Annotated in this window: 13 protein-coding genes and 1 rRNA gene; 10 read left to right on the forward strand and 4 right to left on the reverse strand. The window is 61.9% G+C overall.

Translation table 11 applies throughout. The annotated features are described in order from the left end of the window. Window positions 1-4 precede the first annotated feature (4 nt). Both rrf and BSP239C_RS18135 read left to right on the forward strand, forming a co-directional pair. Window positions 5-123: ribosomal RNA gene (rrf, locus tag BSP239C_RS18130) — 5S ribosomal RNA — on the forward strand. Window positions 124-454: 331 nt separating this feature from the next. Then, window positions 455-2,251 carry a BCCT family transporter gene (locus BSP239C_RS18135; RefSeq protein WP_101574754.1) on the forward strand — a complete coding sequence of 599 codons (1,797 nt, stop codon included), beginning with the start codon at window positions 455-457 and terminating at the stop codon, window positions 2,249-2,251. Between the two features lie 185 nt (window positions 2,252-2,436). Here BSP239C_RS18135 and BSP239C_RS18140 read toward each other — a convergent pair whose 3' ends face one another. From BSP239C_RS18140 to BSP239C_RS18155, 4 genes are all read right to left on the reverse strand, one after another. Further along, complete coding sequence (locus tag BSP239C_RS18140) at window positions 2,437-2,850, reverse strand: PaaI family thioesterase (protein ID WP_219618927.1); 414 nt, start codon at window positions 2,848-2,850, stop codon at window positions 2,437-2,439. Between the two features lie 232 nt (window positions 2,851-3,082). After that, complete coding sequence (locus BSP239C_RS18145; RefSeq protein ID WP_101574756.1) at window positions 3,083-4,645, reverse strand: GMC family oxidoreductase; 1,563 nt, start codon at window positions 4,643-4,645, stop codon at window positions 3,083-3,085. Between the two features lie 13 nt (window positions 4,646-4,658). After that, window positions 4,659-6,137 (reverse strand): aldehyde dehydrogenase family protein, encoded by a 1,479-nt coding sequence (locus BSP239C_RS18150; RefSeq protein WP_101574757.1) that lies wholly within the window; start codon window positions 6,135-6,137, stop codon window positions 4,659-4,661. 1,015 nt (window positions 6,138-7,152) lie between these two features. Next, complete coding sequence (locus BSP239C_RS18155) at window positions 7,153-7,932, reverse strand: hypothetical protein (protein WP_101574758.1); 780 nt, start codon at window positions 7,930-7,932, stop codon at window positions 7,153-7,155. A gap of 249 nt (window positions 7,933-8,181) precedes the next feature. Between BSP239C_RS18155 and BSP239C_RS18160 the strand changes: the two genes are divergently transcribed. Genes BSP239C_RS18160 through BSP239C_RS18195 form a run of 8 tightly spaced genes read left to right on the forward strand, consistent with a single transcriptional unit; the run spans window position 8,182 to window position 16,067 of the window. Beyond that, on the forward strand, window positions 8,182-9,198 hold the full coding sequence (locus BSP239C_RS18160) for a M48 family metallopeptidase (protein WP_101574759.1): 1,017 nt from the start codon (window positions 8,182-8,184) through the stop codon (window positions 9,196-9,198). Beyond that, window positions 9,195-10,208, forward strand: a complete 1,014-nt coding sequence (locus tag BSP239C_RS18165) for an HAD-IIA family hydrolase (RefSeq protein ID WP_101574760.1) — start codon at window positions 9,195-9,197, stop codon at window positions 10,206-10,208. Before BSP239C_RS18160 ends, BSP239C_RS18165 begins: the two co-directional genes overlap by 4 nt. Further along, on the forward strand, window positions 10,201-10,428 hold the full coding sequence (locus BSP239C_RS18170) for a hypothetical protein (RefSeq protein WP_101574761.1): 228 nt from the start codon (window positions 10,201-10,203) through the stop codon (window positions 10,426-10,428). The genes BSP239C_RS18165 and BSP239C_RS18170 overlap by 8 nt, the downstream gene beginning before the upstream one ends. Beyond that, the gene (locus BSP239C_RS18175) at window positions 10,425-11,228 is read left to right on the forward strand and encodes a TlyA family RNA methyltransferase (protein ID WP_101574762.1); all 804 of its coding nucleotides are present in this window, start codon (window positions 10,425-10,427) and stop codon (window positions 11,226-11,228) included. Before BSP239C_RS18170 ends, BSP239C_RS18175 begins: the two co-directional genes overlap by 4 nt. Beyond that, window positions 11,225-12,166: an NAD kinase gene (locus BSP239C_RS18180; RefSeq protein WP_180959096.1), complete on the forward strand. Its 942-nt coding sequence runs from the start codon at window positions 11,225-11,227 to the stop codon at window positions 12,164-12,166. Before BSP239C_RS18175 ends, BSP239C_RS18180 begins: the two co-directional genes overlap by 4 nt. Beyond that, entirely contained in the window at window positions 12,167-13,870 is a 1,704-nt protein-coding gene (recN, locus tag BSP239C_RS18185) for a DNA repair protein RecN (RefSeq protein WP_101574763.1), read from the forward strand. A 15-nt stretch (window positions 13,871-13,885) separates the two neighbouring features. Beyond that, window positions 13,886-15,124: a putative cytokinetic ring protein SteA gene (gene steA, locus BSP239C_RS18190; RefSeq protein ID WP_101574764.1), complete on the forward strand. Its 1,239-nt coding sequence runs from the start codon at window positions 13,886-13,888 to the stop codon at window positions 15,122-15,124. After that, window positions 15,117-16,067: a copper transporter gene (locus BSP239C_RS18195; RefSeq protein WP_101574765.1), complete on the forward strand. Its 951-nt coding sequence runs from the start codon at window positions 15,117-15,119 to the stop codon at window positions 16,065-16,067. Before steA ends, BSP239C_RS18195 begins: the two co-directional genes overlap by 8 nt. Window position 16,068 lies beyond the last annotated feature (1 nt).

Below are 16,068 nucleotides of genomic sequence, written 5' to 3' on the forward strand. Positions count from 1 at the left end.
GTTTTGCGGTGGTGATAGTGGTGGGGAAACGCCCGGTTAACCGTTCCGATCCCGGTAGCTAAGCCCATTCGCGCTGATGGTACTGCAACTTGGTGGTTGTGGGAGAGTAAGTGACTGCCGCAATATTCTTAAGGGGAGGCCATCCTGTCGTTGACGGGGTGGCCTTCCTGCTTTGGTTGGGGGTTATTCCACTTTGGTGGGGTGGCCCCTTTCTTGTATTCATGGCCTTGTGTGTTTTCATGTGGGTGGGGTTGTGTTGGGGGTTGTCGCGTGTGTTGCGGGATGACCTCCTTTTCATATTCACGTTGATGTGGCGCAGATCTTCATTGCATCGGGCAAGTGGGTGGTGCGCAGCCCATCGAGCAACAATGCAGAACCTTTCCGACCGTGATCGCACCCACATCGTCACTGGTTGGGTAGTGTGGTGGTGACTTAACATAGGAAGGTACCGCTCATGCTCAACCGTCTGCACGATTCCCTCAGACTCCGGACGAACCCGGCGATCTTCTTTTCATCAGCCGCGGTCATTATCCTGTTCGTACTCGCGACCATCTTCTTCACCGACGCTCTCGACACTGGTGTCTCTGCAGCTTCGGACTGGTTGCTGACGAACCTCGGTTGGTTCTACATCCTCGGCGTCACCGTCTTCCTGGTCTTCCTCATCTACATTGCCGCATCGCGCTATGGCCGGGCCAAGCTCGGCCCAGACAACGAAGAACCGGAGCACTCGAACGGTGCCTGGTTCGCCATGTTGTTCGCCGCCGGCATCGGATCGATTCTCATGTTCTGGGGCGTCGCGGAGCCCGTCAGCCACTTCGGTGACCCGCCTCGAGGCTCCTTGGGAATTGAACCCGGCACCGTGGAAGCCGCCACGGACGCGATGAACTTCACCTACTACCACTTCACCCTGCACACCTGGACGATCTTCACCTTGCCGGCGCTGTGCTTTGCCTACTTCATCCATAAGAGGAACCTGCCACCACGCGTGAGCTCGATCTTCCAGCCGATTCTCGGGGAGAAGATCCACGGTCCCATCGGCAAGTTCATCGATGTCGTTGCCATCATCGGCACTGTCTTCGGCATTGCGGTATCCATCGGTCTCGGCACCCTGCAGATCAACGGCGGTCTGGCGGAGATCATCGGCATCCCGGAGAACGCACTCTGGCAGCTGATCATCATCGGTGTTGTCTGCGGTCTGGCGACTATTTCTGTATCCATGGGCCTGGACAAAGGCATCAAGGTCCTGTCGAACATCAACATTGTGATGGCTGTTCTGCTGCTGATCTTCATCATCGTTCTGGGACCGACGCTGTTCATGGCCCGCGGCATCTTCGAGTCGTTGGGCACCTACATCCAGACCCTTCCCGAGTTGGCGCTGTGGAATGATACGTTCGCCGATACCGGGTGGCAGAACACGTGGACGGTCTTCTACTGGGCTTGGACGATTACCTGGTCGCCCTTCGTCGGAATCTTCATCGCCCGCATCTCCCGCGGTCGCACGATCCGACAGTTCGTCATCGGTGTCCTCGCTGTTCCCTCGGCCTTCTCCATCCTCTGGTTCGGTGTCTTCGGCTACGCATCCTTCGACATCGAGTTCAACAAGGGTGGAGGCCTCGTCGATCGAGTCGTCGGCGAGGGGGACATCCCAGGAGCCCTCTTCGCGTTCCTCGAGCACTATCCGCTCTCAGGCCCTGTGTCCGTGATCGCCATCATCCTTGTGATCATCTTCTTCGTCACCTCGGTGGACTCTGCCGCGTTGGTGGTGGACACCATGAACAATGGCCACGAAGACTTCAACCCCTTGGGGCAGCGCATATTCTGGGCGGTCTCCGTCGCAGTCGTCACCGCCGCCCTGCTCGTCTTCTCAGGCTCGGGCGGGCTCGAAGCATTGCAGTCGACGATCATCCTCGTCGGATTGCCGTTCTTCATCATCGCGTACTTCCAGATCTACGCTCTCATGCGCGCGTTGCGCGAAGACGCAGGTGAACTTCCACGAGTGCGAATGCGCAAATGGAAGAAGGTTCTCCCACCCGAGGAAGTCGAGCGCAGAGCCGACGATGATGACGTCTTCGGTCACGAGTACGACGATGAGGAAGAGGTCGTCACCGCGCCCGAAGCGGTTGAGCCGGCACCCGAGTTCCGCGACCCCTACATCACCGATGAGAGCAAGCAGAAACGGCGTCATGGCACTCTCGCCAGCAGGACCGGCAGTGCCAAGAAGGAACCGCAGGCTCCGAGGTCATCCGAATGATGCGGTGATTCCCACCTAGGACAGGCGAATTGACTGGCCATACCCGCATGTCGGGTATGGTCAGTCCCTTATCAGGTCATCGGCCTGAGCTTCGCGGCCTGGGTTTCGCGGCCTGGGTTTCGTGGCCGATGGCCGGTTACCGTGAGCCAGCTGCCTTGCCGTGAGCCGGCAGGGCAGTCGGTCTCCTATTTCCGCATTGCTGAAATGGTGCCGGATCCGACTGAGCACACATATTCCTGCCCGTCTTTGATCGCACTGATTTCGACCTGGGTGACTGCCGATCGCGACGTGGCGGCTTGGACTGATGCTCGCGCGATGAGCTTCTCGCCTGCGGCTGGTCGCAGATAGGTCAGGTTGACCCCAGCCGTGAGTACTGCCGGGCCGAGCATCTGCCCACCGGCGAAGGTCAGGGCATTGTCGGCCAGATAGCATTGGACGCCGCCGTGGACGTAGCCATGCTGCTGAAGATGGTGCGGCGTCAGATCAAGTTCGAGGGTGACACCCTCGTCGTCGTATTGGCACAGCGTCGTGCCCATCATTGTGCTGAACGGCTGAGAAGCCAGAACGGACTGTGCATCCTCGAGTGAAGGGCTGGTCATCATCGACTCCGATTCATCTGTGGCTCATGTGAGGTCTTCGTCAGGTTACTATGTGGCAATTGCCGGGACTGCACATCGTCGCAGACACAGTCCCAGCCAGTACGCCATCAGCCCTGAGTCCTGAGACGTGAAGAGGAGGGCCCCGCTTGTCAGCGGAACCCTCCTCGATGGCCCTATCACCTTGCGTCAGAACACAGATCAGTGTCGACCGATCAGTGTCAGGTGACGGTGATCAGGATCCTGATTTGATCATTTCGGCGCACTTCTCGCCCATCATCATCACCGTGATGTTGGGGTTGACCGTCGTGATCTCCGGCATTGCGGAGGCATCGACGACGCGCAGTCGATTGACGCCCTTGACCCGCAGCTGGGGATCCAATGGAGACGACTGGTCATCGGCTGCACCCATCCGCGCCGTGCCCACCGGGTGGTAGACGGTGTTGTGGGTGCGGGTGATGTAGTCCTCGATCTGCTCATCGGTCTGGACATCCTTGCCGGGGAAGAGCTCCTCACCGGCCCACTCGGACATGGCGTCCTGTGACACGATGGCACGGGCCTTGCGGATGCCGGCGATCATGACACGCATATCGTGGCCCTCAGGGTCGGTGAAGTACCGAGGATCGACGTGGGGCTTGTCCCGGAAATCACGCGAACGCAGACGCACGGTGCCGCGTGAGCGGGCATGCGTGACGTTGGGTGTCAGACAGAAGGTGTTCTCCGATGTCGGGTAGCCCTGACGCAGTGTATGCATATCGAACGGTACGGAACCGTAGTGCATCATCAGGTCGGGGCGGTCCAAGCCGTCTTCGGTGGGGGTGAAGATTCCGGCCTCCCACCACTGGGTGGAGTCGTCGACCATCGGCTTCTTCGCATCCCAGGCGATGACGCCTTCGGGGTGGTCCTGCAGGTGTTCACCGACACCCGGCGAATCCACGCGAACATCGACACCCACCTCGGCGAGGTGGTCCTTGGGACCGATGCCCGAGAGCATCAGCAGCTGCGGGGTGTTGATCGCACCGGAGGAGACGATGACCTCGCGCTTGGCCTCAATGCGCTTGGTGTGGCCGAAGGCGTTGTTGACGACGTGGACGCCGGTGCAGTTCTCCTCATCATCGAACTCGAGGACCTTGGCCTGAGTGTCGGTGAGGATCGTGAGGTTCTCACGGTCGAGGATCGGGTGCAGGTAGGACACCGAGGAGGACGAACGGGTGCCGTCGGCCTTCCGGTTGACCTGGAAGAAGTTGGCACCGTTGATGACGGTTTCGCCTTCGTTGAACTGGACGCGGGGGATACCCTCCTGCTCACAGGCATCGAGCAGGGCAACACCGCAGGGGTCGTTCGGCGGCACATTCATCAGGTGCACGGGGCCGTCGTGACCGTGGTGGTCACCGGGAAGCTCGTTGTTCTCCAGCTTCTTGTACAGGCCGAAGGTGTCCTTCGAACCCCAACCGGTGGCGCCGAACTTGGTCTCCCAGTCATCGAGATCCTCACGCGGGGCCCAGAAGGCGATGCACGAGTTGTGCGAGGAGCAGCCGCCGAGGACCTTCGCCCTGGCATGCCTCATATGAGAGTTGCCGTGCTCCTGCTTCTCGATGGGGTAGTCCCAGTCGAAGCCTGATTCGAGCAGTTCCATCCACCGATTGAGGCTGAGGACGACGTCTTCGCCGACATCGGTCGGGCCCGCTTCCAGCAGTCCGACGCTGACCTCGGGATCCTCGCTGAGGCGCGCGGCCACTGCAGCGCCCGCGGAGCCTCCGCCCACGACGACATAGTCAAAGCTATGAGTAGTTTCCACGTTCTGACTCTCCTTATTTGCTGTGATCGGGGAACCAGCCGGTCACGGCAGGTTCGAGGTTCTGGTAGATGTGCTTGGCTTCCTGGTATTCGGCCAGACCTGTCGGTCCCAGCTCGCGTCCGGAGCCTGACTGCTTGTATCCGCCCCACTCGGCCTGTGGCAGGTAGGGGTGGAAGTCGTTGATCCAGATGGTTCCGTGGCGCAGACGCTGGGCGACCAGCTGAGTCTTGCCCGCATCCTGGCTCCAGACGGCGCCGGCGAGACCGTAGTAGGTGTCGTTGGCGATCTCAACGGCCTCGTCGACCGTGGAGAAGGTCTCGACGGTGACGACAGGGCCGAATGCTTCGTCGGAGACCACGGACATTCCACGCTTGACCTGATCGAGGATCGTGGGCAGGTAGTAGTAGCCCTTTTCCAGTTCGCCTTCGCCCCATGTGCCGCCGCAGCGCACGCGAGCACCTTCGGCGACGCCCTTGTCGACATAGGCGGTGACCTTGTCGCGGTGGGCTGCGGAGATGAGCGGTCCGGTTTCGGCGTTGTCATCGAAGGGTCCGCCGAGGCGGATCTGCTGAGCACGCTCGACGAGGCGGTCGACGAACTTCTCGGCGATCGACTCTTCGACGATCAGTCGGGCACCGGCGGAGCAGACCTGACCGGAGTGGACGAATGCGGCGTTGAGCGCATTGTCGACAGCGGCCTCGAAGTCGGCATCGGCGAAGACGACGTTCGGGTTCTTCCCGCCAAGTTCCAGGGCGATCTTCTTCACAGTTGCCGCCGCGTTGGCAGCCAGCAGACGTCCCGTGACCAGGCCGCCGGTGAAGGAGACCATGTCGATGTCCTCATGGGTCGACAGCGGTGCTCCAGCATCTGCACCGGCGCCGAGGATCAGGTTGCCCACACCGGCAGGCAGGCCCAGCTCTTCAAGCACCTGCATCGTCAGGATTGCCGTGTGAGGTGTGAGCTCGGCGGGCTTGAGGATGAACGTGTTGCCGGCTGCCAAGGCGGGTGCGATCTTCCATGCGGCCTGCAGCAGCGGGTAGTTCCACGGTGTGATGAGGGCGCAGACGCCGACTGGTTCGTGGACGATGCGGCTGGCGACGGTGTCGGTGCCGGCATCGACGACGCGGCCTGCGTCGTTGGCGGCAAGCTTGCCGAAGTAGTCGAAGCAGTTGGCGATGTCTTCCATGTCGATCTCGGACTCGACATAGCGTTTGCCTGTGTCGAGCGACTCGGCACGAGCGAACTCGGCATTGCGCTCACGCAGGACCGACGCGAATTTGAGGAGCATGTCGCCTCGTTCGCTGGCGGGCACGCTTGACCAGACGCCCGAGTCATAGGCCCGACGTGCGGCAGCGATCGCGAGCTCGGTGTCGGCTGGGCTGGCTTCGTCCACCTCGGCGACGAAGCTGCCGTCGGCAGGATTGTGGATCTCTCTGATCCCACCGTTCTGGGCCGAAACCCACTGTCCATCGATGAAAAGCGTGTTGGGCACGTTGTCTCCTGTTCCTTGATGGTGAAAGTCGCTGAAATTGAGTTTGAGGTTCTTAGGTGCACCACTGTGGGCGGGGAGTCAATGCTGTGCGCATGCCTCCTCTTTCCGCTGGTGGTGACGCTTCCGGAAGCCACGATATGCGAACAAGGGTGTCCTATGCTCAATCGAATGAATCGGATCACAGAATGGGGGCCTCATGGTACGCATATGCGGGGCTGCGCGGTGTTGGATTCCGGTATCTGTCTCCGCAATGGCGGTCCTGGAACTGTTGGCACCTTTGGTGCTGTGCCGAGCCGTCTTCTTCGGTTCTGGCTCAGAAGCCGCGGTGACAATGAGCACAATTGCAGGGAGGGCGATTGCGCAATTGAAAGAGCCGACAATCCCACTGCAATGGCTGAAGTTACGGCTGGGAACGCTGTGTGTGCGCAGGTAAATTGTAATTGCTGATGTAGTTGTGCGTGTCAATAATGCCATTGATGCGGGCGTGGACAAGGAATTGACTCTCATGCTCGAATCCTCCACGCCAGGCTTCATTAATCCCCTACTGACCGCGATGAGATGATCGTACGTCGCCGCAGACCACTGCTGGCGGGACGTTTCGCCGTGATTCTAACAGAGGCGTTGAGCGAGCCCTTGAACGATTGCTCGGCCCGGATTTCAAATAGGGGAGCGTTCCTTCTAACCATTCGACCAGTGGTCACATGACCGCTGGAGGTTACGGAAGACCCTCAAGCAATTCGGCCTTAACTGCCCGCCTGCGGAGAAAGAGAACTTACCGCGGCCGCTGCCGCTCTTCACCCACCGTCAATACGTGTCCCCACGCACAGGACTCAACCGTTTCGAGTGCACTAGAATGGTGCGGAATCATTGAAAAGACTTTATAGGGAGAATCGTGGCCCCAGGGGATTCGCGAGACAGCCAGCAGAACCGCCGCTCAGACGGCGGGCGCCGCTCAGATCGCGACAGCAATCACAATCGTCGACAGGACTCCACCCAGTCCCGGGACGAGCGCGGGTCACGTAACTCCGATCGTCGCGACGACCGCCGTGGCGGTTACCAGGGTAGTCGCGGTAACGATGGTGAGCGTCGTGGTGGTTATCAGGGTAACCGGAGCGAGGGCGGCGAACGTCGTAGCTTCGGGGGAGACCGTCGTGACGATCGTCGCGGTGGCTACCAAGGTAATCGCAGCAACGACGGTGAACGTCGCGATGACCGTCGTGGCGGGTACCAAGGTAACCGGAATAACGATGGTGAGCGTCGTGGTGGTTATCAGGGTAACCGGAGTGAAGGCGGCGAACGTCGTAGCTTCGGTGGAGACCGTCGTGATGATCGTCGCGGTGGCTACCAAGGTAGTCGCAGCAACGACGGTGAACGTCGTGGCGGGTACCAAGGTAACCGGAATAACGATGGTGAGCGTCGTGGTGGTTATCAGGGTAACCGGAGTGAAGGCGGCGAACGTCGTAGCTTCGGTGGAGACCGTCGTGACGATCGTCGCGGTGGATACCAAGGTAATCGCAGCAACGACGGCGAACGTCGCGATGATCGCCGTGGTGGTTACCAGGGCAATCGCGGTAACGATGGTGAGCGTCGTGGTGGTTACCAGGGTAACCGGAGCGAGGGCGGCGAACGTCGTAGCTTCGGTGGAGACCGTCGTGACGATCGCCGTGGCGGTTACCAGGGCAATCGCAGCAACGACGGTGAACGTCGCGGTGGCTATCAGGGCAACCGGAGCGAAGGCGGCGAACGCCGTAGCTTCGGGGGAGACCGTCGTGATGACCGTCGTGGTGGATACCAAGGCAACCGGCGCGATGATCGTGGAGGAAGCCGACGTCGTGACGACGGCGGGGGCGACCGCGGAGGCTTCGGTCGGAACAACAACGACCGCAGGGCCACACGATCAACGGATACCGGCGAATACGCACGCGAGCAGCGTGCCCGTCGGCCGCGCATCCAAGAACCGCCGATTCCCGAAGAGGTCACCGGTAAGGAACTCGACAAAGAGCTTCTTGGTCAGCTGCGTTCCCTTGATAAGGAGAACGCCGCAATGGTTGCCAAACACCTCGTCTCTGCAGGAGGGTTCCTGGACGTCGATCCGGAACGCGCCTACGAACACGCGAAGGCAGCCATGGCCCGTGCGGGTCGCGTCGGCCTGGTCCGAGAAGCCCTCGGCATTGCCGCATATCACGTGGAAAAGTACGACGAGGCAGTTCGCGAACTGCGCACTCACCGACGCATCTCCGGTTCCAACGAGAACATTGCGCTCATCGCCGATGCAGAACGCGGTCGTGAAAAGCCTCAGAAAGCCATCGAACTGTTCGAGTCGGCCGCCGAGCTCGAACTCGACAACGATGCTCGCACCGAACTCGTCATTGTTGCTGCCGGAGCCAAGTCGGACCTCGGTGATCTCAAGGGCGCACGTGCTCTGATCGAGGCAGAAGATTTCACCCAGAAGCCAAGCGGTGGACTAGTGCGACTCATGGCCGCATACTCCGACGTGCTGCGCCTGCACGGCGAAACCGAGATGGCCGATAAGTACGAAGAGCTATCACGTCGCACGGCCAAGGCCACGGGAACACTCTTCGGGGACGAGGAACCAGACCCCAACCTCGGCGTGGAAATCGAGACCGTCGAAGAGATCTCCGATGAGGAACTCATCGAGCCAGGCGATAAAGCTGCGGACGACGCAACACCTGAGTCAGACGCTGCAGCCGAAGGCCAGTCAGCTGACGAGTCAGCCGCTAAGGCAGCAGATGCCGAGGCCGTCGACGCCAGCACAGACAGCCCTGCTGCAGACGAATCCTCTGCAGACGACGCTGAAGCCGTTCAGGTTCCGGCGAAGTCGAAGACGCATGTCTCGGAGAAGGAACTGAAGAAGGTCAAGGTTTCCGAAGAGGAGATCGAAGCCGAACTCGACGAACTGCTGGAGGACGCTGAAGCGGGCGACGCTTCCAGCGCGGAGACTTCAGAAGCCCCAGAGGAATCAGACACGAGCCTCAACGCAGCTGATAACGCGGATCCAGAGGAGCCGGGCGTCTCGTACCGGCTGAGCGGTAATCAGTGACGCCAGTCGCGAACGCAACATCACCAGTCGGTCGACGTGCGCCCGAGGAATCGGGCGCACCGATCGACTGTGTGCTGTTCGACCTCGACGGCGTCGTCTACCACGGGCCTGACCCGATCTCCGGCGCAGTGGAGGGCATCAACTACCTTCACGAGCAGTCCATCCCCGTCAACTATGTGACGAACAACGCCACCCGCACCGCCGAGGTGGTGGCCGAACACATCTCCACGCTGGGAATCAGCACGACACCTACCGAGGTGACCACCTCAGCGCAGGTGCTGGCCGGTCAGCTGGCGGCAAAGTTCGGAACCGGTGCATCCATCTATTTGGTGGGCGCCACCGGCTTAGCCACAGCGCTGGAAGCCGAAGGTCTCAGCGTCACTCGCAGCATTGACGACGCCCCCGTCGCCATCGCCCAGGGCCTCGACCCGGACATCACCTACCAAACGATCGTGGCCGCCTGCGAAGCCATCACGGCAGGCATCGAATGGTGGGCGAGCAACCCCGACTACTCGATGGTCGGGACCCGGAGCCGAGTCCCCGGCAACGGCGCTTTCATCGACATGCTCTCCCAACTCACAGGTGCACAGCCGACCATCGTCGGCAAACCCTCTCCTCACATGATGGAGTTCGCCGCACACCGGATCGGTGCCACCCGCCCACTCATGGTCGGAGACCGCCTCGACACGGATATCGAGGGTGGCAACTCGGCCGGATTCGAAACCGCTCTCGTCCTCACCGGCGTCCACGACATCCATGACGCTCTGCGAGCACGTCCCGGTCTGCGCCCCACCTACATCCTGCCCAGCCTGCGCGGCCTTCCGAAGCTCATCAGGAACAGTGCGCACAGCTCGTCGGCGTGCCGAATCGTCGATGGCCAGCTGCGCCTGGACGAATCTGGCAAGGTCGGGTCCGCCGACGTCGAGGACGCTCTCCGATTAGCATGGGAGGCGATGGACCGCGGCGAGGACGTGGCTCCAGGGAATCTGCCACGGAGGATCCATGACTGAACCGATGCACGAACCACAGCAGGCTGAAGCGTCCAGCCAGGCTGCCGCACCCAGCAGACCTGCAGCGCCGGCACCGACACCGGCCTCAGTCAACGGTGATGTGCCGGTTGAAAACTGGCGTCGCGACCTGGAGCAGATCGGTGACGCCCCTAGCAGCGAACGCCACGGACTTCTGTCCACACTGCTCGACGACCTCGATGCACAGGTGAGTTCATTGTGAGCAGACTCGACCGCGCACTGGTCGAACGGGAGCTGATCGCCACACGGTCCCGTGCGGCACGAGAGATCGCTGCCGGACGCGTCAGCATCAACGGCAGAACAGCCGCGAAACCCTCACAGGACGTGACCGAGGCAGACGACATCACTGTCACGGAACCCGACCCTTGGGTGGCACGCAGCGCGCACAAACTCCTCGGCGCCCTCGACTCCTTCTCCATCGCTGACTTCTCAGGCAGGACCGCGCTCGATGCCGGAGCCTCCACCGGCGGGTTCACCCAAGTCCTCCTGCAACGAGGCGCCAAAGAGGTCTGGGCCGTCGACGTCGGCCACGAGCAATTCGATGCCGGACTCCGCCAGGACCCACGAGTCGAAGTCCGCGAGGGCCTCAACCTGCGTGAACTGGAGAGCTCGGACGTGCCGCAGGTCGAAGTGGTCGTCGCCGACGTTTCATTCATCTCCCTGCGCCTGCTGTTGGCACCTCTTCTGGCTGCCACACTGCCTGGCGGCGAACTGCTGCTCATGGTCAAACCCCAGTTCGAACTCGCCCGCGGGGCACTGGACAAACACGGCGTCGTGACCACCGTGAGCAAGCGGCGTCGAGCCCTTGACTCCGTCCTCGCCGGCATCGCCGAACATGACGCCCGCGTCGTCGATATCGCGGCCTCCGTGCTTCCCGGTCCCAGTGGAAACCGTGAGTACTTCCTGCGTGTTCGACCAGGCAAAACACGAACCGAGTCCGATAGGCTCAGCGAGGCGGACATCGCAACCCATCTGGACCAGATCATGAGAGGAGAGCCGTGAGCCGACACATCATGGTGCTGCTGCATCCCCAGCGCGAGGAATCAGCAGTGGCAGCAGTGAGCGTGTGGAAGGCGCTCCTCGACGACGGAATCATCCCAGTCGTCTTAGACGAAGAGGTCCTCGACTTCGCCGCACGCAGTTCCCACGCCGGCGTGCAGCAGGACCTCCTCAGCCGCTGCGAGGTCATCGATCCGGCCGAGCTCGCGATCTGGAAGACCAAATGTGAACTCGTCATCGTCCTCGGCGGCGACGGCACGATCCTGCGCGCGGCCGAACGTTTCCACGGTTCCGGTGTCCCGCTCATGGGCGTCAACTTAGGCCATGTGGGCTTCCTCGCCGAGAGCGAACGTGAAGATCTCGCCGAGGCGGTCCATCGGGCCTCCCAGCGTGACTATCTGGTCGAGGAACGTCTGGCCCTCGACGTCACCGTCTGGCACGAAGGGGAGGCGATCTACAACGCCTGGGCCCTCAACGAAGCCACCATCGAGAAGACGTCGAAGGCACGCATGATCGACGTCGTCCTCGGCGTCGACGCCCGACCCGTATCGTCTTTCGGCTGCGATGGAGTCATCCTGGCGACTCCGACCGGTTCGACCGCGTACGCATTCTCCGCCGGTGGTCCCATCGTCTGGCCCGAGGTCGAGGCACTGCTGCTGATCCCGATCTCAGCCCACGCTCTGTTCACCGAACCGCTCGTCGTCAACCCCGACTCCCGCCTCGGCGTCGAAATCTCTCCGAGCAATCCCGACTTCTCCGCAGTCCTGTGGTGCGATGGGCGCAGAGCCTTGGAACTGCCCGCCGGGGCACGGATCGAAGCCAAGCGTTCACAATCACCGATCAAACTGGCCCGACTTCACACCGGTCCCTTCACCGATCGATTGGTGGCGAAGTTCCGACTGCCCGTCTCCGGTTGGCGGGGACCGATCGAGGAGGCGTAGATGATTTCCGAACTCAGGATCTCCCACCTCGGCGTGATCGCCGAAGCAGAGGTCGAACTCTCCACCGGCTTCACCGTCGTGACCGGTGAGACCGGTGCCGGTAAGACGATGTTCGTGTCTGCCCTGAGCCTGCTCATGGGCCGCAAGGTGGGTGCAGGCGTGGTTCGCAAAGGTGCGGAGAAGGCCGAAGTCGAAGGCATCTTCTCCTCCGTCACCGACTCCGTGCGCTCCCGCATCGAAGAAGCCGGCGGCAGCGCCGAGGACGAAGCGATCATCTCCCGCACCGTGGCGCAGAAGGGCCGCGCCCGCGCCACCGCCGGGGGACGCACCGTCCCGATCTCCGTGCTGACCGAGATCTCCGATGAGCTCATCACCCTGCACGGACAGTCCGAACAGCTGCGACTCAAAGGCCCCGCCCAACAGCGGCAGCTCCTTGACGCAGCCGGAGGACCCGAACTCGAGGCCGTGGCCGAAAAATACCACGCAGCATTTGAGAACTGGCGCGAGACGCAGACTCGAGTGGCCCGGATCAAGGACAGCACCGCGGCCCGCCGGGAACGCATCCTGTGGCTCAACGGCTGCCTGGAGGCCATCGACAAGATCCGCCCGGTCCCAGGCGAAGACGAAGCCCTGACCGCCCAGGCTGCGAAACTCGGTGCTGCTGCCGAGATCACCCAGGCCGTCGGCAGCGCCCATGACCTGCTGCTGGGCAGCGAACTTGACGATGCCGGCGCCGCCGTCGACCACGTGCACCAGGCGATCAGTGCACTGACCGACGTGGAATCCGCGGATCCGGAGCTGGCCCGCATCAAGGCCGCCCTCAACGACGCGGTTCTGCGCCTCTCCGACTCCGCCGCAGAACTCAGTTCCTACCTGACCGGTTTCGACGAGCTGGGGGAGACCTCACTGGAAGAGACCGAAGCCAGAAGAGCCGAACTGGGATCACTGGCCGCCTACGGTCAGGACGTGGCCGAAGTTCTCGACTTCGAAACACGTTCAGCCCAGGAGCTGGCCGAACTCGAGGCCGATGACCGCGATCTTGGACAGCTTGACGCCGAACTCGACGAAGCCCGCAGCGCCATGGAAGCCGCAGGCCACGCACTGAGCGAGATCAGAACCGCGACCGCGGAGTCCTTCTCTCAGGCCGTGAGTGCAGAGCTGGCAGCCCTGTCGATGCCGAAGGCCAAGGTGACGTTCGAACTCACCGAACGGGAACCGGCATCCCATGGCTGCGATGATGTTCGCCTCACCTTCGCCCCACACGACTCTTCGGTCGGTGACGACATCGGCAAGGTCGCCAGCGGCGGTGAACTCTCCCGAGTGATGCTCGCCATCGAAGTCGTCCGCGCGGCAGAGGAAGCCATTCCCACTTACGTCTTCGACGAAGTCGACGCCGGGGTCGGTGGCAAGGCCGCCATCGAGATCGGCCGTCGCCTCGCGAAATTGGCTGAGAACGCCCAGGTCATCGTCGTCACCCACCTGCCCCAGGTTGCGGCCTGGGCCGACACTCACGTCACGATCGTCAAGGACGACGACGCCGAGACTGTGAAATCCGGGGTCCGAGAACTCAGCGAAGATGAACGTGTCATCGAACTCTCACGGATGCTCGCCGGAATGGAGGATTCCTCCTCGGCGAAGGCCCACGCAGCCGAACTCCTCGACTCAGCACGGCAGGTCAAGACCGGCTCGGCGGCGCTGACATGAGAGAATGGGCGAACCATGAAAGCGCGTAGAACCAGGGAGAAGCCCACAGTCCCGACCAGGTCTGGCCCGGCTCCTGCCAGACTCGACCGGCGGACGAAAGACCTCACCAAACGGTTGAGCGCAGGCGATATCGCGGTCATCAAACACGGCGATATCGACCGGATCTCTGCCGAGGCGCTTGTGGCCTGCAAACCCGCCGCAGTCATCAACGCGGACAAGTCGATCTCCGGCCGCTACCCCAACCTCGGGCCGGGAATCATCATCGACGCGGGCATCCCTCTCATCGACGCCACCGGCCCTGAGATCTTCGATCTAGTTGATGAGAACTCCGAGATCAGCATCGCCGATGGCACGGTGTTCCTGGATGAGAAGGAGATCGCCACCGGCATCGTCCAAACCGCGGAGACAATCGCGGAGGACATGCACGCAGCCGAAGCCGGAATGAATTCCGTGCTCGTGGACTTCGTCGACAACACGATCGAATACATCCGCAAGGACTCAGACTTACTCTCGGCCGAACTCGTCGTCCCCGATGTGGCCACGAAGTTCGACGGTCGACACGTCCTCATCGTCGTCCGCGGCTACCACTACAAAGAGGACCTCGCGATCCTCGGCTCCTATATCCGCGAATACCGCCCCCTGCTCGTCGGAGTCGACGGTGGAGCCGACGCCATCATCGAAGCCGGATACAAACCCGACATGATCGTCGGAGACATGGACTCCGTCTCCGACACCGCACTGACTTCCGGGGCCGAGATCGTTGTCCACGCCTACCGGGATGGAAACGCACCCGGCACCGAACGCGTCCATTCCCTGGGCGTCGACTGCGTCGCCTTCGCGGCATCAGGCACCAGCGAGGACATCGCCATGCTGCTCGCCGACGACAAGGGGGCAGACCTGATCGTGGCTGTGGGCACACACGACACCGTGATGGAGTTCCTCGACAAGGGCCGCAAGGGCATGGCCTCGACATTCATCACGCGACTGCGGGTGGGCTCGAAGCTCATCGACGCCAAAGGCGTCTCGCTGCTGTACCGACAGCGGATCTCCAACCTGCAGCTGAGCGTCCTCATCATCGCCGGCCTCGTCGCCCTCGGTGTGGCACTGTTCGCGACCGCTGCCGGCCAGACCCTGATCGGACTCATCGGAGCCCAGCTCGACGGAGTCTTCGGATGGATCGGCTCCCTTTTCGGCGGCGACCCTGCTGCATCTTCACAATCTGCCAGCATCATTCAAGGACTGACCAGTGATTGATTTTCGTTACCATCTTGTCTCTCTCGTCTCGGTGTTCCTGGCCCTGGCGGTGGGAATCGTCCTGGGTGCCGGACCGCTGAAGGAACCGATCGGTGAGTCCCTGCAGAGCCAAGTCGACGCACTGCGAGCAGACCGCGATGATCTGCGTGCGAAGATCGATGCGGCCAACGGCAATATCGACAAGCAGAACGACTTCGTGACCTCTGCCGCCCCCGAACTCATCGGCGACACACTCAAGGGCAAGGACGTCAGCATCATCGGCGCTCCGAAGGCCGACCCCGAGCAGGTCGAAGAGGTCACCAACCGGATCAAGGAAGCCGGTGGAAAGATCGGCGGCGATGTGTCCTTCGTGGACAACACTCTGTCACTGACCGACTCCGCTGATTTCCTCTCGACATTGCGCGACCTGGTGCCGGACCTGCCCAAGGACGATTCCACAGCGCTGCGATCTGCCCTTGTCATCGCATTGACCGGCAACGCCTCGATGTTGGAGAAGGGCAAGGATCGCGACGTCGCAGAGAAGAAGTCCTCGGCACTCTTCGACGCCTTTGTCGACGCGGGTCGGCTGCGCACCGACACCGACCACAAACCGACTCCGCTCTTCGTTGTCGTCGACGATGAGAACTCGAAGCTGGCAGACGAGACCGAGCCCAGCCCCGATGCCACCGACGACAAAGCCAACCGCACCCTCATCACCGACTTCATCAATTCGCTGACCTCGGACTCGAAGTCCGTGGTCGTGGCCGGTGACGCCGGTTCGGCCCAGAACGGTCTCGTATCCATCCTGCGCACCGAGAAATCTCGGGCCAGCACCGTGGACGGACTCGGACTGGGTGCAGGCGCGGTCATCACCGTCCGCGCCCTCGCCGCTGGTGTGGCCGGGACCCACGGCCACTACGGCTTCTCCAAAGATGCCGAACAGATCATGCCAGGGAAGGATTGAG

It is taken from the genome of Brevibacterium sp. 239c (assembly GCF_900169365.1).
GTDB lineage: Bacteria > Actinomycetota > Actinomycetes > Actinomycetales > Brevibacteriaceae > Brevibacterium.